Source organism: Pandoraea pnomenusa, assembly GCF_040391475.1.
Lineage (GTDB): Bacteria > Pseudomonadota > Gammaproteobacteria > Burkholderiales > Burkholderiaceae > Pandoraea > Pandoraea pnomenusa_C.
Genome location: NZ_JBEBXS010000028.1, coordinates 20626 through 40995, shown reverse-complemented (window position 1 = coordinate 40995; position 20370 = coordinate 20626). Strand labels below are relative to the sequence as shown.

Sequence of the window (20370 nt, the reverse complement as noted above, 5' to 3'; positions counted from 1 at the left end):
TCGATCCGTTTGGCTGCCGGGCGATATCGGCGCGGCAGCCGTACGGGGGGCGCGATCGCCTCGATTACATGCGGAACAGACCGAAGCGCGTTTCCGGGATCGGCGCGTTGAGCGCGGCCGACAGCCCGAGACCGAGCACGGTGCGCGTGTCCGCCGGATCGATCACGCCGTCGTCCCACAGGCGCGCGCTGGCGTAGTACGGATGCCCCTGGCGCTCGTACTGGTCGCGGATCGGTTGCTTGAAGGCGTCTTCTTCCTCGGCGGTCCATTGGCCGCCCTTGCCCTCGATACCGTCGCGCTTGACGGTGGCGAGCACCGACGCAGCCTGTTCGCCGCCCATCACCGAGATGCGGGCGTTCGGCCACATCCACAGGAAGCGGGGCGAGTAGGCGCGTCCGCACATACCGTAGTTACCGGCGCCGAACGAGCCACCGATGATCACGGTGAACTTCGGCACGTTGGCCGTGGCCACGGCCGTCACCATCTTCGCGCCATGTTTGGCGATGCCTTCGTTCTCGTACTTGCGCCCGACCATGAAGCCGGTGATGTTCTGCAGGAAGATCAGCGGAATCTTGCGCTGGCAGCACAGCTCGATGAAGTGCGCGCCCTTTTGCGCCGACTCGGAGAACAGAATGCCGTTGTTCGCCACGATGCCGACCGGGTAGCCCCACAGGTGCGCGAAGCCGCATACGAGCGTGGTGCCGTAGCGTGCCTTGAACTCGTCGAATTCGGAGCCGTCGACCAGGCGCGCGATCACTTCGCGCACATCGAACGGTTTCTTCGTATCGGCCGGAATCACGCCATACAGTTCGCGTGCGTCGTACTTCGGCTCGACCGGCGGCTTGACCGCCACCGTGGCGGGCTTGCGACGGTTGAGGTTCGCCGCGATGCTGCGCGCGATCGACAGCGCATGCGCGTCGTTCTGTGCGAAGTGATCGGCCACGCCCGAGAGGCGCGTGTGCACGTCGGCGCCGCCGAGATCTTCGGCGCTCACTTCCTCGCCCGTGGCCGCTTTCACCAGCGGCGGGCCGCCGAGGAAAATCGTGCCCTGTTCCTTGACGATGATCGACTCGTCGCTCATCGCGGGCACGTAGGCGCCACCGGCCGTACATGAGCCCATCACGACAGCGATTTGCGGAATACCCTGCGCCGACATCTGCGCCTGGTTGTAGAAGATGCGGCCGAAGTGGTCGCGGTCGGGAAACACGTCGTCCTGATTCGGCAGGTTCGCGCCGCCCGAGTCGACCAGATAGATGCACGGCAGATGGTTCTGCTCGGCGATTTCCTGTGCGCGCAGGTGCTTCTTGACCGTCATCGGGTAATAGGTGCCGCCCTTGACCGTGGCGTCGTTGCACACGATCACGCATTCCTGGCCCGACACGCGCCCGATACCGGTGATCACGCCGGCACCGGGGGCGTCGTCGTGATACATGCCGATGGCGGCGAGTTGCGAGAGTTCGAGAAACGGCGAGCCCGGATCGAGCAGTTGCTGCACGCGTTCGCGCGGCAGCAGCTTGCCGCGGGCGATGTGCTTCTTGCGAGCGGCCTCACCGCCGCCACCGGCCAGTTGCGCGATGCGCGCGCGCAGGTCGTCGACCAGGGTCTGCATCGTGGCCGCGTTGCGCGCAAAGTCTTCGCCGCGCGGGTTGAGTTTGCTGTCGAGAATCGGCATGTGACGAAATCCGGTGGAGAGTGAGTTGTCGTTGAAGTCTTGTCTTGCGCGCCGCGCATCGCGAGGGGCGCGTGCGATGGTCGTCAGTCGAAGAGGTCGCCGTCGATGTAACGCCAGCGACCGTCGTCGGTGCGCTCGAAGCGGCTGCGCTCGTGCAACCGGTGCGCCCGCCCGCCAACCTTGTAGCGGGCGATGAATTCGACTTCGGCGTGGGTCTCGTCGCGTTGCAGGTGCGCCTTGATCTGAAGGCCGAGCCACTGCGGCGCGTCGTCGAACTCGAGCGTGGCCGGACGCGTGCGCGCCGCCCATGTGTCGAGCAGATACGGCGCGTTGTGCCGCACGAATGCCGTGTAGCGCGAGCGCATCAGCGCCTCGGCCGTGGGCGGTATCTCGCCGTGATCCAGATAGCGCCCGCAGCAGTCCTCGAACGCGAGGCCGCCGCAGGGGCAGGCTTCGCGTTCGGTGTCCTGCGCGGTATGGCTGCGCGACGATGGGGGTCTTGCCATGATGTGTCTTGCCTTCTTGTCAGAACTTGCCGTGCTTCAGGCAGGCTTCGACCTGGGCGAAACGGTCGAAGCCCCAGAAGGGTTCGCCGTCCACGATGACGAACGGCGAACCGAATACGCCGCGCGCCATCGCCAGATCGATTTCCGCCTTGAGATGGTCCTTCGCCGCCGGGGAGTGCATGCCGGCGTCGAGTGCCGCGCCGTCGATACCGAGCGCCTCGCCGAGACGCACCAGTTCCTTCGGGTCGCCGATATTCACGTCGTCGACGTAAAGCGCGGTGAAGATCGCTTTCGCAAATTCCGCCGACAGGTCGCCGCCGCGATGGTCCTGCACCCACAGCACGGCGCGCTCGGCTGCCTGCGTGGGGATCGGAAAGTGCGTCGGGCGCTTGTACGGAATCTTGTGAAAGCGCGCGGTGCGTTCCACGTCATGCCGCAAGTACTCGGTTTTGATCGGATGCTGCACCGGGGCGCCCGAGCCGTTCACCTTGTAGACGATGTCGAGCAGAATCGGATGCCACGCGACACCACGCCCGCTTTTCGAAGCGATGTCGTCGATGCAGGTGCTCGCAAAATACCCATACGGGGATGCGAAGTCGAAATAAAAGTCGATGGCGGACGTCATGTTGGCTCCGTTTCCGAGTGACGTTTCTGGCCCGCGAATCAAAAGATACGGCGGTGTGGCAACAACTTGGTACAGCTTGTTATTCCGTCCTGCGCCGGGCGGGACTTGCCCGGGCGCTACCTATCGCTACCTATCGTTGTCTATCGCTTTCCATCGTTACCGATCGATGTCTGCCGGTGATCTCCTCCACAGACGTGTTGCCATGACCCTGCAATTACCAGGTGAGCGCGCTGCCGTCGTAGTTGAAGAAGCCGCCGTTGTGCGCTGCGCGTTCGCCCGGAGCGCGGGCCAGCACGCGGCGCATGCCGGCGACGCTCGTCTGCACGTCGATGTCGGCGTGCTCGCCACCCATGTCCGTGCGCACCCAACCCGGATGCATCGCCACGCACGTGGCGCGCTGTGCTTCGAGCGACGCCGCCTTGACGACCGAATTCACGGCCGCCTTGCTCGCGCGATACAGCCAGCTGCCGTTCGAGTCCATCAGCGACATGCTGCCCATGCGGCTCGACAGGAAACCGAATGCGCCGCCGGCGGCTTCGACGAACGGCAACACCAGCGGTGCGGCGTGCATGGCGCCGAGCACGTTCGTGTGGAACACGCGGTCGAATTCGGCCGGCGTGACCGGCGCGAGGCCGGTCGTGCGCTCCGAATTCACGCCCGCGTTGTAGACGGCCACGTCGAGTTCCACGCCGTCGAGTTGCCACGACAGGCCGGAGACCGATTCCACGCGCGTGACGTCGAGCTTGAGCGCCTCGGCGCCGACTTCACGCAGCGCCGACAGACCATCGTCGTTGCGCGCGGTGGCGATCACGCGCCAGCCGTCCGCACGATATTGCTTTACGAATTCCATGCCGATGCCGCGCGAGGCACCGATGATGAGCGCTGTTTTCATGTCTGGGTTGTCCGGAGTCTTGCGTTGCACCGGGGCAGCCGGTATCCGTGTCAGACGAGTTCGATGGCCATCGCCGTGGCTTCGCCGCCGCCGATACACAGGCTGGCAACGCCGCGCTTGCCGCCGGTCTTGCGCAGCGCGCCGATCAGCGTGACGAGAATGCGTGCGCCGGACGCGCCGATCGGGTGACCGAGTGCGCAGGCGCCGCCGTGAATGTTCACCTTCTCGTGCGGCAGGTTGAACTCGTGCATCGCGGCCATGCTGACGACGGCGAATGCTTCGTTGATTTCATAGAGGTCGACGTCGTTCGTCGACCAGCCGGTCTTCTCGAAGAGCTTGCGCATGGCGCCGACCGGTGCGGTGGTGAAGAGTCCCGGCTGCTGCGCGAACGTGCTGTGTCCGGCAATGCGGGCGAGCGGGGTGACGCCCAGCCGCTTGGCGGTCGATTCGCGCATCAGCACGAGCGCGGCGGCGCCGTCGGAAATCGACGACGAGTTCGCGGCGGTGACGGTGCCGTCCTTGCGGAACGCGGCCTTGAGCGTCGGAATCTTTTCGGGGTTCGCCTTGAACGGTTGCTCGTCCTGATCGACGACGGTGTCGCCCTTGCGGCCGGGCACGGTCACCGCCGCGATTTCCCACGAGAACGAGCCGTCCTTCGTGGCGTTCCGGGCGCGTTCGAGCGAGGCGATGGCGAAGGCGTCCTGCGCCTCGCGCGTGAATTGGTAACGGTCGGCACATTCCTCGGCGAACGTGCCCATCAGACGGCCCTTGTCGTAGGCGTCTTCCAGACCGTCGAAGAACATGTGGTCGATGACCTGGCCGTGGCCCATGCGCATGCCGGCACGGGCCTTGGGCAGTAGGTAGGGCGCGTTGCTCATGCTCTCCATGCCACCGGCGACGATCACGTCGGCACTGCCCGCAGCGAGCATGTCGTGCGCGAACATGGCGGCGCGCATGCCCGAGCCGCACATCTTGTTGACGGTGGTGGCGCCGGCGGCGAGCGGCAGACCGGCGCCGAGCGTGGCCTGACGCGCCGGGGCCTGGCCCTGGCCGGCGGGCAGCACGCAGCCCATCACGACTTCGTCGACCTGCTCCGGCTTGAGGCCGGCGCGCTCGACGGCAGCGCGAATGGCGGCGGCACCCAGTTGCGGGGCGGCGACGTCGCCGAACACGCCTTGCAGGCCACCCATCGGCGTGCGGGCGGCGGAAACGATAACGATCGGGTCTTGTTGCATGGCAGTCTCCTGTAATCGGTGGCGGGGCCGGCGATTCGCCCTGTCGGACGGTTCATCGGCACCGGAATATCCAATGCTTCAATCGTTCCGTCGTCCGCGCGCCCTCTCGAGGAGCTGCCGCAAGGGCGCCAGTCCGGCACTGCCGGACGGCGCGATCCCTGTCAGGCGCGCGGTTGACGCAATTCGGCCATCGCCGCCACGCAGCGGTCATAGATCCGCGGCAGGCTGTCGAGGCTGTTGACGGACATGCGCAAATCGCGCACCAGCCCGTCGCGCAGGCCATACACCCAGCCGTGCACCGTGACCGGCTGATTGCGGGTCCACGCGTCGCGCAGTACCGTCGTATGACAAATATTGACGACCTGTTCAATGGCATTGAGCTCGCACAGGCGGTCGTGACGGGCGTCGCGTGAGGGCAGCGCGTCGATCTGGTCGACGTGGCGCTCGTAGACATCGCGCACATGGCGCAGCCAGTTGTCGACGAGACCCATCTTTGCGCCGTCGAGCGCGGCGCCTACACCGCCGCAGCCGTAGTGGCCGACCACCATGATGTGGCGGACCTTGAGCACTTCGACGGCAAACTGCAATACCGACAGGCAGTTCAGATCGCTGTGCACCACCACGTTCGCGATATTGCGATGGACGAACACTTCGCCCGGTGCAAGGCCCGTGATCTGGTTCGCCGGCACGCGCGAGTCGGAGCAGCCGATCCAGAGATACTCGGGGGCCTGTTGCTTCGAAAGCCGCTCGAAAAAGGTGTCATCCTCCGCGTTCACGCTGGCAACCCAGGCGCGGTTGTTATCGAGCAGATGGATGAGAGGTTGGTCTTTGTCTTCAGTCATGATCGTGTCATCCGGCAGGCGTGGCTCGCTCGGGGATTCGCCTCACGCTCAGGCGGCCGCCGCGCGGGGCGGGGCACTGGTGGCACCGCTCGCGGTGCCGTAGCGATTGACGAAACGCAGCGAGACATCGTACGGATAGAAGTCGTGCATCTGTCCGGCTCGTACCCTGTCCTGAAAGCCCTGCCACAGGTCGGGGTCGAAGAAATCCGGATGATGCTGGCTCAGATAGCGCCGCACGCGTGTATCGCCCGTCAGAAACGTCTCGAACGTCTGCGGAAACACGTCGTGCGGGCCTACACGGTACCAGACTTCACCCGACATCGCCTCCTCTTCGTTACGCGGTTCCGGCACCCGACGGATGTGGCAATCCGTGAGGTATTCCAGTTCGTCGTAATCGTAGAAGACCACCCGGCCATGACGTGTCACACCGAAATTCTTGTACAGCATGTCGCCCGGGAAGATGTTCGCCGCCATCAGCTCCTTCACCGCGTTGCCGTACTCGCGCATGGCGAGATCGACCTCGCGATCGGACGCCTCGCGCAACCACAGATTGAGCGGCGTCATGCGCCGCTCGATATAACAGTGACGAATCACGAGCGCGTCGCCGTCGTATTCGAGCAGCGACGGCACTTCGGCCTGAAGCTCGGCGAGCAGGGCGTCGTCGAAGCGCGAGAGCGGAAAGGCCACGCTGGAGAATTCCAGCGTATCGGCCATGCGGCCCACGCGGTCATGCTGTTTGACCATCAGATATTTCGCCTTCACCTGCTCGCGGGTCGTCTCCTTGGGCGGCGCGAAGCGCTCGCGAATGAGTTTGAAGACGTACGGATACGAGGGCAGCGTGAAGACCAGCATCACCAGACCCGGAATGCCGGGCGCGCGCACGAACTTGTCGCTCGAGTGCTTCAGGTGATGCAGGAAATCGCGATAGAACAGGTTCTTGCCATGCTTTTGCAGGCCGACCGACGTGTAGATTTCCGCCTTCGGCTTGCCGGGCATGATCGTGCGCAGAAACTGCACGTAGGCCGACGGCACTTCCATGTCGACCATGAAGTACGCGTGCGTGAAGCTGAACACGACGCGCAGTGCGTCGCGACGTAGCAGGGCAGCATCGAGCGCGAGCCTGCCGTTCGCATCGTGCATGATCGAGACGGCGAACGGCGTGGTCGTGTCGCCGTTCACGATGCGCCCGACGATGTACGCGGCCTTGTTGCGAAAGAACAGCGACGAGAGCACGTGAATCTGGAAATTCGGCGCGGGCGTGAAGTCGGCGAGCGCTTCGTCGATGGCGCGCATCACGTAACCGATGTCGCGCGGCAGGTCCGCGAACGGGCGTGTGAGCTGGAAGTTCGTGACGATGCGCGTGAGCGTGGCGGCCATGCCGTCCTGCGCCGGATAGTAGACGCGGTACGTCGGCTTCGCGGCAGGCGCATCGTTCTCGATGTACTCCGTGGCCACTGCCGGGCGCACGAAGATGAATCGGTTGTTGAAGTACGAGCGATGCAGGATCTTGCAGCACACGGAGTTGAAGAACGTCTCGGCGAGTTCCGGCTGACGATGCTCGGTGAGCAGGCCGATGTAGTGCAGCTTGATCTGCTGCCAGACGTCATCGTCGAGCGACTGCGCGTCGAAGGCTTCCTCGAGCGTGACGATGCACTCGCGCACGCGTTCGTCGTAATAGGCGATCCGGTCGCGCTGCAACTTCTGGATGCCCATGAAGTCACCTGCCTCGAAACAGGCCTGCGCCGCGACACATACCTCGCGGAAAATGCGGTAATGCTTGTCGAAGCCGTCCAGCAGGGTGCGGGCGACGTCGAAAGCAAACTGCGACGACAGGAGTTTCGGGAAGTGATTCATACCGGTCGGGACAGGCGCAGGGGCGTTTTCCTTGCTGGCTCGGTGGATTGTAGCGCCGCTGCCTGCGCCTGAATGTCCGTGTTTTTCCGACGAATTACATCGTTTCCGCGAACAGTTCGCGGCCGATCAGCATGCGGCGAATCTCCGACGTGCCGGCGCCGATCTCATAGAGCTTGGCGTCGCGCCACAGGCGGCCGACCGGGTACTCGTTGATGTAGCCGTTGCCGCCCAGGATCTGGACTGCCTCGCCGGCCATCCAGGTCGCTTTCTCGGCCGTGTAGAGGATCACGCCGGCGCAGTCCTTGCGCACCTGACGCACGTGATCGCTGCCCAGCGAATCGAGCTGACGGCCCACGGCGTACAGATACGCACGGCTCGCCTGCAGGATCGTGTACATGTCGGCGACCTTGCCCTGAATCAGCTGGAATTCACCGATGGACTGGCCGAACTGCTTGCGGTCGTGGATGTACGGCACGACCACGTCCATGGCCGCCTGCATGATGCCCAGCGGGCCGCCGGCGAGCACGGCGCGCTCGTAATCGAGGCCGCTCATGAGCACCTTCACGCCGCCGCCCACCTGACCGAGCACGTTCTCTTCCGGCACTTCCACGTTCTCGAACACCAGCTCACCGGTGTGCGAGCCGCGCATGCCGAGCTTGTCGAGCTTTTGGGCGACCGAGAAGCCCTTCATGCCCTTTTCGACGAGGAAGGCGGTCATGCCGCGGGCACCGGCTTCCGGGTCCGTCTTGCCGTAGACGACGAGCGTGTCGCAATCCGGGCCGTTCGTGATCCACATCTTCGTGCCGTTGAGCACGTAACGGTCGCCCCGCTTCTCGGCGCGCAGCTTCATGCTCACGACGTCCGAGCCGGCGTTCGGCTCGCTCATCGCGAGGGCGCCGACGTGTTCGCCCGAGACCAGCTTGGGCAGGTACTTCGCCTTTTGGGCGGCCGTGCCGTTGCGGTGGATCTGGTTGACGCAGAGGTTCGAGTGCGCGCCGTAAGACAGGCCGACCGAGGCCGAGGCGCGCGAGATTTCTTCCATCGCGATCATGTGCGCCAGATAGCCCATGTTCGCGCCACCGTACTCTTCCGAGACGGTCATGCCGAGCACGCCGAGGTCGCCCATCTTGCGCCACAGATCCATCGGGAACTGGTCGGTGCGATCGACTTCGGCCGCGCGCGGCGCGATTTCCTTCGCGGCGAAGTTCGCCACCGATTCGCGCAGCATGTCGAGGTCTTCGCCGAGCATGAAGTTGAGGCCGGGCAGCAGGGTCATGACACAGTCTCCAGAGGTGGCGCGTGGCGGCTCGCCCGCGCGTATGTTCGAGATGTTTCGAAAGCGGTATCGATTCGGATGATTCGGCTTCGCGTGATCGTGAATGCGCGACCCGGGCAGCGCTCAGCGTTGCGTGGCAGACGACTTGCCCGACGGGTCGGCGGGCAGCGGGAACAGCGTTTGCTGCATCAGCGCGCACAACGTCCATTTGCCATCGTCGACGACGAACAACTCGGCCGTGGTGACGATCAACGAGCGTCCGGCTTTGACGACCTGACCGCGTCCGACCAGTGTATCTCCCTTGCCCGGCGCCAGAATGTTCAGTTTGTATTCGGCGGTGACCAGCTCCTGCGTCACGGCGAGACGGGTATAGCCCGCATAGCCGCCGGCCGAGTCGGCAATGGCGCCGATGACGCCGCCGTGGAAGAAACCGTGCTGCTGGTTCACCTTGTCCGAGAAGGGCAGCGTGATCTCGCAATGGCCATCCGCCAGATGCGAAATGCGGGCACCCCAGTGACTCATGACGCCCTGTTTGTCGAAACTCGCGCGGATCTTCGCGGCGACGGCGTCGTCGAGCGGTGCAGCGTGGGAGACAGGGACGTTTGCCATGATGGGTAGGAAGTGACCTGAAGAACCAATAGGAACCGTTAGAACGACTGCGCCCAAACCACCGGGTGCAAGCATACTACTTTACGTTTACGTAAACGTAAAGTAAGGGCTTTCCTGAGGCTGTCGAATCGTCTCCAAACGCCCGCCGGTATGGGCGGGCACGGTGGCCGGCGAGGGCGGGCGCCGTCGCGCTGTCCCGGCTTGCCGGCGCCCGTGGGCGCGCCTGATGGTGTCAGTGCGCGGCTGTGGCCTTCGTGCGCCGCGCGCCCAGGGCGGGGACGGTTTCGCCGGCGGCTTCGAGCAGCGCCAGGCATTGGGCTTCGTGCTGCGACACTTCGTCGAGCGTGGCATGCAGGTCTTCGAGCTGCTGCTCGAGTACCTCGCGATGTTGCGAGAGCGTGTCGAGGAAGACCTTGAGTTGCGGTACCGTGTCCTTGGGCGACTCGTAGAGATCGAGAATTGTCTTGATCTCCGAGAGCGTGAGGCCCAGGCGCTTGCCGCGCAGCGTGAGCTTCAGCCGCGTGCGATCCTGTCCGGTGTAGACGCGATGGCGTCCGCCCGGGCCCTCGCGTGCGGGCGTAAGCAGGCCCTGATCCTCGTAGAAACGGATCGCGCGGGGCGTGATGTCGAATTCGCGTGCGAGGTCAGTGATCGTGTATGTGAGCATCGGGTTAAGCGGGTGCTTACCATTGCAGATAGAATTGCCGTTTACGTTAGCGTCAACTTGCATCGTATGCAATCGGTGACGGCGTCAACCTGACAATAAGAGAACAAGCCCATCTGGAGCGTGGCCCCCGTGAATGCCCTTGAACAACAACTGAACTATCCCCTTGGTGATTTCCTGCCGGACGGCGGCACGGTGCGCGAAGTCGTGCCGGGCGTCTTCTGGGTGCGCATGCCGCTGCCGTTCGTGCTCGATCACATCAACCTGTGGTTGCTTCGCGACGAAGTGGGGGGCGTGAAAGGCTGGACGGTCGTCGACTGCGGCATTACGCATCCACAGATCAAGGCGTATTGGGAGCAGGTGTTCGACAACGCGCTCGGCGGCGAACCGGTGTTGCGCGTGGTCGTCACGCACTGCCACCCCGATCACCTCGGTCTCGCGCACTGGATCTGCAAGGGCGGCGACAAACAGCGCTGGGACGCGCGTCTGGCCATGTCGCTCGGCGATTACGCCTGGGGACGCCTCATGTCGGAGGGCGACAACAACAACGCCGCGAACGCCGGTGGCGAATTTGCCGTGGCGCACTTCATCGCGCACGGATTGGCCGACGAAGCGATGATCGAGCAACTGCGCAATCGCAAGAGCTATTTCAGCGACCTCGTACCGGAAGTGCCGTCGCGGTATTACCGGCTGCGCGACGGCGACACGCTGCGCATCGGTGGCAGCGACTGGCGTCTGATTGCCGGCTACGGGCACTCGCCCGAGCACATGGCCCTGTACTCCGAGCAGCACAACGTGCTGATCTCCGGTGACATGGTCCTGCCACGTATCTCGACGAACGTCAGCGTGTTCGACATCGAGCCCGAAGCGAACTCGCTGCAACTGTTCCTCGACTCGTTGGGTGTCTATCTCGAATTGCCGGCCGACTGCCTTGTGCTGCCCTCGCATGGACGCCCGTTCTCCGGGTTGCACACGCGGATTCATCAACTGCGCGATCACCACGCCGCACGCTTGCAGGAAGTGCGCGAAGCTTGTGCGCGCTCGCCGCAGAGCGCGGGCGACATCTTGCCGATCATGTTCCATCGCAAGCTCGACGCGCATCAGACCACCTTCGCGATGGGCGAGGCGCTGGCGCATCTGCACATGCTGTGGCGTGCGGGTGAACTCAAGCGCGAGCGCGACGAAAAGGGTGTCTGGCGCTTCAGCCCGGTCTGAGTGAGGGCGCCGGCGCCAGTCTGACCGGACGCCCGCAGTGCAAAGCAAAACGCCCCGGAGGCTGTCGTCTCCGGGGCGTTTTTTTGTTGCGGTGCTGTCGCTACACCGGTGTTGCAGCGAACGTTACGTTACGCATGCTGCGTCGACGTCGGCGCATGCCGGCCTTCGCGACCGAGCAGCCCGTAGGTCACCAGGCTGATCGCGACCGTGAGCAGAATGTAGTACGCGGGCGCGAGCGGGTTTTGCGTCGCCTTGATCATGTACGTGATCCAGAACGGTGCGAGGCCGCCGAACAGCATGACCGAGACGTTGTAGAGGATCGACACGCCCGTGGAGCGAACACCGACCGGGAACACTTCCGTGACGGCCGTCGGGAACGCACCCCACACGAAGCCCATGCAGACGGCCGGCAGGATCTGGGCGAGCAGCAGGTTGCCCATCGACGGCGCGCCGTGCAGGCGCGTGAACATCCAGAAGGACGTCAGGCCGTAGAGCAGCACGAACAGCAGGATCAACGGCTTGCGGCCCACACGATCCGAAATCCAGCCCGTGAGCGGGCACAGCGCGGCGATCAACATGGCGGCGATGAACGTCGACAGGCTCGCGACGCCTTGCGTCAGCCCCAGTTGCTTGACCGCGTAGATCGGCGTGTAGATCAGCGTGACGTAGAACGACGTGGTCGCTGCGACCGTCAGGCCGAAGCCCGCGATGAGCGCGCGGTAGTGTTCCGAGAAGACTTCGGCCAACGGCGTGCGGCGCGTCGGTTCACGCGCGGCGGCGTAGGCGAGGAATTCGGGCGACTCCGTCATGCGGCGCCGGATGTAGAAACCCACCGGCCCGATCAGAATCCCGAACAGGAACGGCAGACGCCAGCCCCACGATTCGAGCGCTTCCTTCGTCAGGCCCGTGTTGAGCACGTAGGCGCACAGCCCGGCCAGCGCCACGGCCAGCGCCTGCGAGCACATCTGGAAGCTGCCGTAGAAGCCGCGCAGATGCGGCGGCGAGAACTCGATGAGCATGGCCGTCGAGCCGCCGAATTCGCCGCCGGCCGAGAAGCCCTGGATCACCCGTGCAAGCAGGATCAGCAAAGGCGCCGCGAAACCGATGGTGGCGTAGGTCGGCGCGATACCGATCAGGCCGGTACCGAGTGCCATGAGCAGCACCATGACCGAGAGCGCGGCCTTGCGCCCGGCACGGTCGGCATAGAGGCCGAACGCCAGTCCGCCAATGGGGCGGAAGAAGAACGCCACGCCCAGCGACGCCACACTCGCGAGCAGCGAGTTCGTATCGTTTTCGGCGGGGAAGAAGAGCTTCGCGATGACGACGGCGAACAGACCGTAGACCGTGAAGTCGAACCACTCGAATGCATTGCCCAGCGTGGAACCGATCACGGCCTTTCGTCGCAGCGCCGGATCGATGACCGGCGTGCCGGTGGGGGTTGCCTGCATATGCCTCTCCTGCTCTTGGTTTGGGAGCACCGCAGTCGGATCGGTACGCGGCCATTGGCCGTCGACACGCGTCCGCTCTATGGCGGCAACTCCGGTTTAACGTCGTGTTTAACCTCTGTTCCAGTTACACGACCACTCTAGCGCAGGTTTGGAATGCACCACAACGGGTCAAAAATACCGCAGGATCTTGCGCCGGACGGCGGATTTTCTGCATGGTTCGCCATCGCAACGCCGCTTTCACGTCTTTTTCAGCGGCCCTTCCATCGGAAATCGCGCTGATCGACCCAATCCCACGCGCCCGTGGCACCGTTGAATTGATAGCCGTTGCGGTGTTCGGTCGTGTAGCACCCCCCTTTCTCCCGATAGCAGCGTTCCCGGATGAAGTGCGCCGTGTCACGCGTGGTGCGCACCGCCGGGGCGGGTACGACGACGTATGGCTGCGCGGGGGCGATCACGGTGGGCGGACGCGACAGGATTAGCGCCGGTGCCGGCACAGGGGCGGGCCGGAGCACCGGCGCCGGGGTGATGACGGCGGGACCGGGGGCAAGTATGGGCGCCGGTGTCAGGACGGACGGGCCAGGCACGACGATCGCGGGCGCAGGCGTGACGACCACGGGCGCGGGGACGACCATCGGTGCCGGGACGATGACCGGCGCGGGGCGCACGTAAGACTCGGGTGGGCCGAACACCTGCCAGTTGCCGGGATCCATCGCCGCGCAGCCGGAAAGCGTCAGCGCGGCGGCGAGTCCAAGGGTCAGGGAATGCGGCAAACGCCAGCGGCGGGGCGTGCCGCGCAGCTCGAAAGCGCGCGGTGCGTCGTGCAGGTGCAGGGACAAGGGCTTCATGGGGACATCGTGCATTGAGTAAGCGGGCCACTCTAACGCGCGATATCCGGTGCTTGCCGGGTTTGCTCGGCATTTTGGGGGAAATCCGAGTCACTACTGGGAGATGTCTGAAGCGAGGCCGGGAGGACCGGCCTGACGGGGCACAGCGCTGCGGGGGCGTCAGTCAGCGCCGATGAGGGGAGCCGTTCGGGTCGTGCTGGCGCCGTTATCCCTGCTTATCCGTCCTGGCGGCTTTGTCCGCCGCCGCACGGGCCTGTCGTTGCGACATCGTCGGTTTGCGCGGGGCGCGCGCGAAGAGCATGTCGTACAGCCAGCGCGGCAGGCGTCGCATGGCGCACGCCGCGACACCCATCTGCCACGGCAGCACGACGAATCGTTTGCGACGCGCAATCGCTGCGGCGGCCTTGCGCGCGAACTTGTCCGAATCCATCAGGAACGGCATGGGGAACGGATTGCCGTCGGTCATCGGCGTGCGGATGTAGCCGGGCGCAATCGTCACCACCGCAACCTTGTCCGCACGCAGCTCCACCCGGAGGCTTTCCAGATAGGTCATCGCGGCCGCCTTCGAGGCGCTGTAGGCGCCGTGTCCCGGCAGCCCTCGCACCCCCGCCACGCTACCGATGCCGACAAGCGTGCCGCGCTTGCGCTCGCGCATGGGCGCAACGAACGGGCTGAAGGTGGCGACCATGGCCATCCAGTTGGTGTCCATGACCGACGCGAAATGCGGCAGGTCGGCGGCGTCTTCCGTATTCACGCCGTGGCTGATGCCCGCGTTGGCGATCACGATGTCCGGGACACCGTGCCGTGCGATGAAGTCGCCCGCAGCAGCGCGCAACGCGAGGGCGTCGCGCACGTCGAGCGCGTAGCAATGCACGGCGTGCGGATGTGGCAACGTGGCCGCCAGATCGGCGAGCTTGTCGCCGCGCCGGCCGACCAGGCCGAGAATGGCGCCCTGTGCGGCGTAGTGACGTGCGAGTGCTTCGCCCAGACCGCTCGAGGCGCCCGTGATGAAAACCTTCGGGGATGTCGTATGTGTGGCCATAGAACGCAAAAGCCCGGCCGGGGCCGGGCTTCGTGAGCGGCGAAGCTTACAGCTTCTTCGCGCGGATCTGGTTGATGATCGAGTCGGCGGTCTTGAGCGCGGCATCGAACGTCTGCTGTTCGGACGTCGGCGTCTTGCCTGCCTTGTTCAGCGCGTCGCCCGAGATCGCCGGCGAGACGAGATACTTGCCCTGGATCGCGATCGTCGGCACGCCGTCGATCTTGTAATCCTGCCACGTCTTGTTGGCCGTCTTCACGCTGGCTTGCGTCGAGAAGCCGTTGTAGGCGTCCATGTACTTCTGCTTGTCGACGCCGAGCGTTGCGAGGAAGTCGGCTTGCGTCTGTGCCGTCAGCAGGTAGTTGTGCTTGACGTGGATTTCCTGGAAGACCTTCGGCGTGAGTTCGGCTTCCTTGCCCAGGGCCGTCAGCGCGTAGAACATGCGGGTATGCGGCTCGAAACGGTCCTGGAAGGCCACCGGCACGCGCTTGAACACGACGTCCTTGCCTTGCTTCTTGACCCACGCTTCGAGCGACGGCTCCAGTGCATTGCAGTGCGGGCAGCCATACCAGAAGAATTCAGTGACTTCGATCTTGCCCGGGCCAGCCGACGTGGGCTGTGCCTGCGGCAACACCAGATAGTCGGTCCCCGCGACGGGCGCTTCGGGCGACGCCGAAGCTGCACCGGAGAGGAAACCGAAAGAAATCAGAACGGCACCAAGAAGTTTTTTCATGATCGTTGTTGAGGAGTGAGGCGAACTTGCCGGACGCCAAAGGCTCGGCGATCCTGCAGAACCATAATCCAAATTCAGGCAGAGGAATCCGTGCGTATGACCGGCGGCGCGACGCCGGGTTCAACCTGCGCACGCTGCCGTATCCAACCGAATAATGCCGTGATTTGCGATTTCGCGCTGCGTGCTGCGACTCGCCGTTGCATGACGCCGCACGTCGGGCGGCGCGCGGCGCGGGAAGTCCGCATTCAGCGACCGAAGGAACAAAAGGCGTTGCCCGTGTGGTGCAACGCCTTTTGCGTTTATTGCTTCGTGAAACGGATCACCGCGGTGTCGTAACCGCCATCCTGCAGGCGCTGACGTACGTGATTCATCTCGTCGAGCTTGCCATACGGGCCGAGACGGACGCGATACAGCGTGAGACCGTTCGCGTCGCGTTGCGTGACCTTCGCCTCGAAGCCCGACAGGGCCAGCTTGGCGCGCAGTTGCTCCGCGTCGCCCTGCGACTTGAACGCACCCACTTGCAGGTAATAACCGGTGCTGGCGTTATCGGTGGCGCTCGCGGGCGGCGTGGTCGGCGGCGCGACCGGCACGGTCGATTTGCCGCTCAGGATGTCGGCCGGCGACGGCTTCGTCTGGGCGGGCGGCGTGGCCGGTGCCGTCGGTGCTGACGCAACCGGCGGCGTGGCGGGCGAGACAGGCGTACCCAGCACGAGCGGCGACGTCACCTCCGGTGCGGCAGCCCCCGACGCGGCACCCGGCAGCGGCGTGCGCGGCTGCAACGACTTGTTCGGATCCGGCGCCTGAGCGGCCGGCGAATTCTCGGCCGGACGCGGCGGCGTCTTTTCGACGAATGGGGTTGGCGTCTTCGTGATGTAGAGCGCGACGACGACGGCAACGGCCAGCCCAACGATCAGGCCGAGCACGATGCCCAGGAAAGTACCGCCCCGCTGGCGGGGTGGTCGACGTGTGTTTGCCATCGAGTCGATTCCGTCCTTACAGAGTTCCGATGCGTTTGCCGTTCGGAGTGGTTGGAAAACTTACATCTTCGCCGGGGCCGACACGCCCAGCACGGCAAGGCCGTTGCGCAGCACCTGACGCGTGGCCGCGAGCAGCGCCAGACGCGCATGCTTGACGGTCTCGTCGTCGACCAGCACGCGATCGGCGTTGTAGAAGGAGTGGAACGCGCCGGCGAGATCCCGCAGATAGAACGCCACCGCGTGCGGCGCGAGTTCCTCGGCGGCACGCGTGAGCATGTCCGGGTACTCGGCCAGCAGTTGCAGCAGGGCGAGTGCGCGCTCGCTGTCGAGCGGCGCGAGATCCGAGTTCACGAGTTGCGCTTCGTCGCCGCCCCATTGCGTGAGGATCGAGCAGATGCGCGCATGCGCGTACTGCACGTAATACACGGGGTTTTCGTCGTTCTGCTTGAGCGCGAGATCCACGTCGAACACGAATTCGGTGTCCGCCTTACGCGAAATTAGGAAGAATCGCACGGCGTCGCGACCCCGGCGCAGTGCGTCTTCGCGCTCGACCGGATCCGTCACGGGCGTCTCGGCCGTGATGCCACCCGACCATTCGATCAGGTCGCGCACCGTCACGTAGCTGCCTGCGCGCTTGGAGATCTTCACCTCTTCGCCGTTGCGCATGACGGTGACCATCTTGTGCAGCACGTAGTCGGGGTAGCCCTTCGGAATGCCGATGCCCAGCGCCTGCAGGCCGGCGCGCACGCGCGCGATGGTGCCGTGGTGATCCGAGCCCTGCACGTTGATGACCTGATGGAAGCCGCGATCCCACTTGCGCGTGTGATACGCCACGTCCGGCACGAAATACGTGTAGGTGCCGTCGGACTTGCGCATCACGCGGTCCTTGTCGTCGCCGTAGTCGGTCGTGCGCAGCCACAGCGCGCCTTCCTGTTCGTAAGTGACGCCCGCGTCGATGAGCGCCTGCACGGTGCGCTCGACGCTGCCATCGGCGTACAGCGACGATTCGAGGTAGTACTGATCGAAGATGACGCCGAACGTCTGGAGATCGATGTCTTGCTCGCGACGCAGATAGGCCACGGCAAAGGCGCGGATCGAATCGATGTCCTCGATGTCGCCGCTGCCCGTGACGGGTGCGCCATCGGACGCCTGCACGGTCTTGCCCGCGAGGAAGTCCTGGGCGATATCGCCGATGTAATCGCCGTTGTAGGCCGACTCCGGCCACGTGGCGTCGCCCGGCTTCAGGCCGCGTGCGCGCGCCTGCACCGACGTGGCGAGCGTCTGGATCTGCACGCCGGCGTCGTTGTAATAGAACTCGCGATGCACCGGGCGGCCCTGCGTGCCGAGCAATGCGGAGATGGTGTCGCCGAGCGCGGCCTGGCGGCCGTGACCCACGTGCAGCGGGCCGGTCGGGTTGGCCGACACGAACTCGACGAGTACCGGGGCCGCTTCGTTGCTGGCGGCACGGCGGCCGAAGGCAGCGCCTTCGGTCAGGATTGCGTGCGCCACCGATTGCTTGGCGGCATTGGCCAGACGCAGGTTGATGAAGCCCGGGCCGGCGATTTCGACGGCGTCGATGAGTCCCTTGGCGCGGGTGTCTGCCAGGATCGCGTCGGCAATCTTCTGCGCCAGTTCGCGCGGGTTGGCGCGCAGGGGCTTGGCGAGCTGCATGGCCACGTTGCAGGACAGATCGCCGTGCGCGGCGACCTTCGGACGTTCGAGCAGGATGGCGGGCGCGGCAGGCGCGGTACCGTCCGCAGGCATCAGGCCGGCGACGACGTCGCCGATCAGCGCGACGAGAGCATTCTTTTGTGCGGGTAGCATTGGCGGGTGTTTCGGGTGCGTCCGGACACGTCCGGACAGGCAGTTGAATCGTCAGCACCGGATTTTAACAGGTGTATGATGAAGTCACGGTGCCCGCCGGTCCCTCTCGTTGCGTGACACGCCTGGGACGGCGGCGCTGAGAACCTGCGGTGAGAACTCGAAAAGGGAGCCCAACCATGATGGTCACGTTTAAGGCGCACGCCTCGCCCAATATCACCATGCTGGAAAACCTCGCTCAGTATTTGCTGGGTATCGTCGGAAAACAGCTTGGCACCATGGGCGCTATCGGCGAAGACGAGACGGGGCTGGCCATCCAGAAACTGGAAGCCGCCATCGCCGAGGACAAGGCTGCGGAACAGAAGGAAAACGAAGGGAAGAAGGCCGACGAGCGCGACGAAAACGATCGGGTCCGTCTCGCACAACGCGCGTATCCCTTGCTCAACATGCTGCGCGAAGCCAACAAGGAAGGCGGGTCGGTGCTCTGGGAGACCAGCAACCGGTAAGCCGGGGTACCTGGGCGAGCGCCGTCGCCGCGCAAGCCCTCCGACGCATGTCAGACAAAAAAGCAGGCCGCAATCGCGGGCCTGCTTTTTTGTTGCCGTTTCGGGAACGGGCCGCCCCAGGGCGAGGGGTGGATGCTGACCGGAGGGGGAGCAGTGGCGGCACCGTGTCCCGTGACACAGCGTGCCGGATGTCGGCACGTCAGCGTTATTGCGCCTTGCCCGGGGCGTTGTCCGGCGTATTGGTCGCACCGTTTCCGGTGTTCCCGTTATTCGGGGTCTTCTTGGTGCTGTGGCGCGGCTTCTGCGTCTTGGACGTCGGATGCGGGTCCGACGGCGTCATCGTCTGCGCACCCGGCGTCGGGGTTTGCGGAGAAGTCGGCGAAGCCTGGCTAGGCATCGGGGTCGACGGATCCGTCGTGGTGCCGCCGCCCGGGCCTGCGGCGCCGCCGCCAGCCGAGCCCTGGGCGAAACTCAGTGCCGAAGCGCCGGCGAGGGTGAGGGCAGCAACCGAAATGATCAGCTTCTTCATCAGATGGACTCCTTTGCTTTGCGCTGCACATCGAAGGAATTACTGTCGTGCAGGCATCACTTGCGTTAGTGAGATTCCAGTCTAAGAAACCGCAACCTGCGGTGCTGTAAGGCTTTGTAATCGATTGTAATTCGGCTTTTTCCCTTAGTCATCCGAACGACTCGACCAGAACACCTGATTCACGCCGGGCAATGTTTCGAGATGGTCGGTCAATGCGTCGAGCTCGCCCGCCTTGACGGCGGTCGGGAGCAGCAGCGCCTCGATTTCCACTTCCGCTTCGCCGAAGGGGTGGATATCGAGGGCGCGCACCGGATAGTTCGACGCTTCGAGCCACGCCTCGACCTTGTCGAGCACGTCGCGCTGCACGGTGCGCGCGCAGATGACCGAAAGGGCGTAGGTCGCTTCCGAAGTCGCCTCGTTGATCGGCGCGCGGTTGATGCTGTTCACGATCGGTCGCAGCAGCGTGTTCGCCGCGAGCACGAAGGCCGCCACGACGATGGCTTCCACGATGAGGCTCGCGCCCGCCGCGGCGCCCACGGCCGCCGATCCCCACAAGGTGGCGGCCGTGTTCAGGCCGCGCACCGAGGCACCGTCTTTCATGATCGCGCCCGCGCCGAGGAAGCCGACCCCCGATACGACATACGCAATCACGCGGGTATCGCCGGGCATGAGCCGCATCGACAGGTCGACGAACGCGGCGGCACCGACCGCCACCAGCACGTTGGTGCGAAGGCCCGCCGTACGCTGGCGAACCTGACGCTCCACGCCGATGATCGTGCCGAGCACAAAGGCGACGAAGAGCGAAATCAGCGTGTTGAGCAGCGGGAGGACCTGAAAATTCTGAATGCTGTGCAGTGCGTGCATGGAACGTCTCGAAGTGAGCCGGCTGACAGGCGAATTGACGGACAGGGGAGAACGGAGCAAACGGGGCAAAGAGCAGGCGATGCGCGCGAAACGCGAACAAGGCGCGAACAAGGCGCGAACAAGGCGCGAGCAAGGCGCGAGCAAGGCGCGAGCAAAGCGCAGGCAGAAAAACGGCGGCCGAGGGGGCCGCCGCAATTATGCATCGAGATCGTGACGAA

Annotated in this window: 20 protein-coding genes; 2 read left to right on the top strand and 18 right to left on the bottom strand. The window is 64.8% G+C overall.

Annotation, left to right across the window (positions count from 1 at the left end; all coding sequences use genetic code 11):
* Window positions 1-64 precede the first annotated feature (64 nt).
* The 10 genes from ABWO90_RS21845 to ABWO90_RS21800 all read right to left on the bottom strand — a co-directional run bounded on the left by ABWO90_RS21845 (window position 65) and on the right by ABWO90_RS21800 (window position 10178).
* The gene (locus ABWO90_RS21845) at window positions 65-1672 is read right to left on the bottom strand and encodes a carboxyl transferase domain-containing protein (RefSeq protein ID WP_353193322.1); all 1608 of its coding nucleotides are present in this window, start codon (window positions 1670-1672) and stop codon (window positions 65-67) included.
* Between the two features lie 83 nt (window positions 1673-1755).
* Complete coding sequence (locus tag ABWO90_RS21840; protein ID WP_353193321.1) at window positions 1756-2178, bottom strand: YchJ family protein; 423 nt, start codon at window positions 2176-2178, stop codon at window positions 1756-1758.
* Between the two features lie 19 nt (window positions 2179-2197).
* Window positions 2198-2803 carry a 2-hydroxychromene-2-carboxylate isomerase gene (locus tag ABWO90_RS21835; RefSeq protein ID WP_353193320.1) on the bottom strand — a complete coding sequence of 202 codons (606 nt, stop codon included), beginning with the start codon at window positions 2801-2803 and terminating at the stop codon, window positions 2198-2200.
* 214 nt (window positions 2804-3017) lie between these two features.
* The gene (locus ABWO90_RS21830) at window positions 3018-3695 is read right to left on the bottom strand and encodes an SDR family oxidoreductase (RefSeq protein ID WP_353193319.1); all 678 of its coding nucleotides are present in this window, start codon (window positions 3693-3695) and stop codon (window positions 3018-3020) included.
* 50 nt (window positions 3696-3745) lie between these two features.
* Window positions 3746-4930 carry an acetyl-CoA C-acetyltransferase gene (locus ABWO90_RS21825; protein WP_353193318.1) on the bottom strand — a complete coding sequence of 395 codons (1185 nt, stop codon included), beginning with the start codon at window positions 4928-4930 and terminating at the stop codon, window positions 3746-3748.
* Between the two features lie 161 nt (window positions 4931-5091).
* Entirely contained in the window at window positions 5092-5772 is a 681-nt protein-coding gene (gene can / locus ABWO90_RS21820; RefSeq protein WP_353193317.1) for a carbonate dehydratase, read from the bottom strand.
* A gap of 48 nt (window positions 5773-5820) precedes the next feature.
* Window positions 5821-7626 (bottom strand): bifunctional isocitrate dehydrogenase kinase/phosphatase, encoded by a 1806-nt coding sequence (gene aceK / locus ABWO90_RS21815; RefSeq protein WP_353193316.1) that lies wholly within the window; start codon window positions 7624-7626, stop codon window positions 5821-5823.
* A 94-nt stretch (window positions 7627-7720) separates the two neighbouring features.
* On the bottom strand, window positions 7721-8902 hold the full coding sequence (locus ABWO90_RS21810) for an isovaleryl-CoA dehydrogenase (RefSeq protein ID WP_353193315.1): 1182 nt from the start codon (window positions 8900-8902) through the stop codon (window positions 7721-7723).
* A 123-nt stretch (window positions 8903-9025) separates the two neighbouring features.
* Window positions 9026-9511, bottom strand: a complete 486-nt coding sequence (locus tag ABWO90_RS21805; protein WP_353193314.1) for a PaaI family thioesterase — start codon at window positions 9509-9511, stop codon at window positions 9026-9028.
* Window positions 9512-9743: 232 nt separating this feature from the next.
* Window positions 9744-10178, bottom strand: a complete 435-nt coding sequence (locus tag ABWO90_RS21800) for a MerR family transcriptional regulator (RefSeq protein ID WP_353193313.1) — start codon at window positions 10176-10178, stop codon at window positions 9744-9746.
* 129 nt (window positions 10179-10307) lie between these two features.
* Here ABWO90_RS21800 and ABWO90_RS21795 point away from each other — a divergent pair, with 129 nt between their 5' ends.
* Window positions 10308-11390, top strand: a complete 1083-nt coding sequence (locus ABWO90_RS21795) for an MBL fold metallo-hydrolase (RefSeq protein ID WP_353193312.1) — start codon at window positions 10308-10310, stop codon at window positions 11388-11390.
* Window positions 11391-11518: 128 nt separating this feature from the next.
* Here the strand turns inward: ABWO90_RS21795 and ABWO90_RS21790 are convergent, their stop codons facing one another.
* The 6 genes from ABWO90_RS21790 to argS all read right to left on the bottom strand — a co-directional run bounded on the left by ABWO90_RS21790 (window position 11519) and on the right by argS (window position 18256).
* On the bottom strand, window positions 11519-12838 hold the full coding sequence (locus ABWO90_RS21790; protein ID WP_353193311.1) for an MFS transporter: 1320 nt from the start codon (window positions 12836-12838) through the stop codon (window positions 11519-11521).
* Between the two features lie 248 nt (window positions 12839-13086).
* Window positions 13087-13683: a hypothetical protein gene (locus tag ABWO90_RS21785; RefSeq protein ID WP_353193310.1), complete on the bottom strand. Its 597-nt coding sequence runs from the start codon at window positions 13681-13683 to the stop codon at window positions 13087-13089.
* A gap of 205 nt (window positions 13684-13888) precedes the next feature.
* On the bottom strand, window positions 13889-14725 hold the full coding sequence (locus ABWO90_RS21780; protein WP_353193309.1) for an SDR family oxidoreductase: 837 nt from the start codon (window positions 14723-14725) through the stop codon (window positions 13889-13891).
* Between the two features lie 46 nt (window positions 14726-14771).
* On the bottom strand, window positions 14772-15455 hold the full coding sequence (locus ABWO90_RS21775) for a thiol:disulfide interchange protein DsbA/DsbL (protein ID WP_353193308.1): 684 nt from the start codon (window positions 15453-15455) through the stop codon (window positions 14772-14774).
* A gap of 299 nt (window positions 15456-15754) precedes the next feature.
* The gene (locus ABWO90_RS21770; RefSeq protein WP_353193307.1) at window positions 15755-16432 is read right to left on the bottom strand and encodes an SPOR domain-containing protein; all 678 of its coding nucleotides are present in this window, start codon (window positions 16430-16432) and stop codon (window positions 15755-15757) included.
* 60 nt (window positions 16433-16492) lie between these two features.
* The gene (gene argS, locus ABWO90_RS21765) at window positions 16493-18256 is read right to left on the bottom strand and encodes an arginine--tRNA ligase (protein ID WP_353193306.1); all 1764 of its coding nucleotides are present in this window, start codon (window positions 18254-18256) and stop codon (window positions 16493-16495) included.
* Window positions 18257-18432: 176 nt separating this feature from the next.
* Between argS and ABWO90_RS21760 the strand changes: the two genes are divergently transcribed.
* Window positions 18433-18759, top strand: coding sequence for a DUF1840 domain-containing protein (locus tag ABWO90_RS21760; RefSeq protein ID WP_353193305.1), 327 nt, complete (start codon window positions 18433-18435; stop codon window positions 18757-18759).
* A 205-nt stretch (window positions 18760-18964) separates the two neighbouring features.
* On the opposite strand, the gene ABWO90_RS21755 is transcribed toward ABWO90_RS21760, so the two are convergent.
* Both ABWO90_RS21755 and ABWO90_RS21750 read right to left on the bottom strand, forming a co-directional pair.
* A complete protein-coding gene (locus tag ABWO90_RS21755) occupies window positions 18965-19288 on the bottom strand; it encodes a hypothetical protein (protein ID WP_353193304.1) in 324 nt (107 codons plus the stop codon).
* 144 nt (window positions 19289-19432) lie between these two features.
* The gene (locus ABWO90_RS21750) at window positions 19433-20143 is read right to left on the bottom strand and encodes an MgtC/SapB family protein (protein WP_353193338.1); all 711 of its coding nucleotides are present in this window, start codon (window positions 20141-20143) and stop codon (window positions 19433-19435) included.
* Window positions 20144-20370: the final 227 nt, after the last annotated feature.

Bases quoted from the DNA above. Each gene is read 5' to 3' on its own strand.
- ABWO90_RS21800 (WP_353193313.1), bottom strand. From the start codon at position 10,178: ATGCTCACATACACGATCACTGACCTCGCACGCGAATTCGACATCACG.
- ABWO90_RS21785 (WP_353193310.1), bottom strand. From the start codon at position 13,683: ATGAAGCCCTTGTCCCTGCACCTGCACGACGCACCGCGCGCTTTCGAG.
- ABWO90_RS21760 (WP_353193305.1), top strand. From the start codon at position 18,433: ATGATGGTCACGTTTAAGGCGCACGCCTCGCCCAATATCACCATGCTG.
- ABWO90_RS21775 (WP_353193308.1), bottom strand. From the start codon at position 15,455: ATGAAAAAACTTCTTGGTGCCGTTCTGATTTCTTTCGGTTTCCTCTCC.
- aceK (WP_353193316.1), bottom strand. From the start codon at position 7,626: ATGAATCACTTCCCGAAACTCCTGTCGTCGCAGTTTGCTTTCGACGTC.
- ABWO90_RS21825 (WP_353193318.1), bottom strand. From the start codon at position 4,930: ATGCAACAAGACCCGATCGTTATCGTTTCCGCCGCCCGCACGCCGATG.
- ABWO90_RS21840 (WP_353193321.1), bottom strand. From the start codon at position 2,178: ATGGCAAGACCCCCATCGTCGCGCAGCCATACCGCGCAGGACACCGAA.
- ABWO90_RS21810 (WP_353193315.1), bottom strand. From the start codon at position 8,902: ATGACCCTGCTGCCCGGCCTCAACTTCATGCTCGGCGAAGACCTCGAC.
- ABWO90_RS21790 (WP_353193311.1), bottom strand. From the start codon at position 12,838: ATGCAGGCAACCCCCACCGGCACGCCGGTCATCGATCCGGCGCTGCGA.
- ABWO90_RS21835 (WP_353193320.1), bottom strand. From the start codon at position 2,803: ATGACGTCCGCCATCGACTTTTATTTCGACTTCGCATCCCCGTATGGG.
- can (WP_353193317.1), bottom strand. From the start codon at position 5,772: ATGACTGAAGACAAAGACCAACCTCTCATCCATCTGCTCGATAACAAC.
- ABWO90_RS21780 (WP_353193309.1), bottom strand. From the start codon at position 14,725: ATGGCCACACATACGACATCCCCGAAGGTTTTCATCACGGGCGCCTCG.
- argS (WP_353193306.1), bottom strand. From the start codon at position 18,256: ATGCTACCCGCACAAAAGAATGCTCTCGTCGCGCTGATCGGCGACGTC.
- ABWO90_RS21770 (WP_353193307.1), bottom strand. From the start codon at position 16,432: ATGGCAAACACACGTCGACCACCCCGCCAGCGGGGCGGTACTTTCCTG.
- ABWO90_RS21755 (WP_353193304.1), bottom strand. From the start codon at position 19,288: ATGAAGAAGCTGATCATTTCGGTTGCTGCCCTCACCCTCGCCGGCGCT.
- ABWO90_RS21845 (WP_353193322.1), bottom strand. From the start codon at position 1,672: ATGCCGATTCTCGACAGCAAACTCAACCCGCGCGGCGAAGACTTTGCG.
- ABWO90_RS21830 (WP_353193319.1), bottom strand. From the start codon at position 3,695: ATGAAAACAGCGCTCATCATCGGTGCCTCGCGCGGCATCGGCATGGAA.
- ABWO90_RS21805 (WP_353193314.1), bottom strand. From the start codon at position 9,511: ATGGCAAACGTCCCTGTCTCCCACGCTGCACCGCTCGACGACGCCGTC.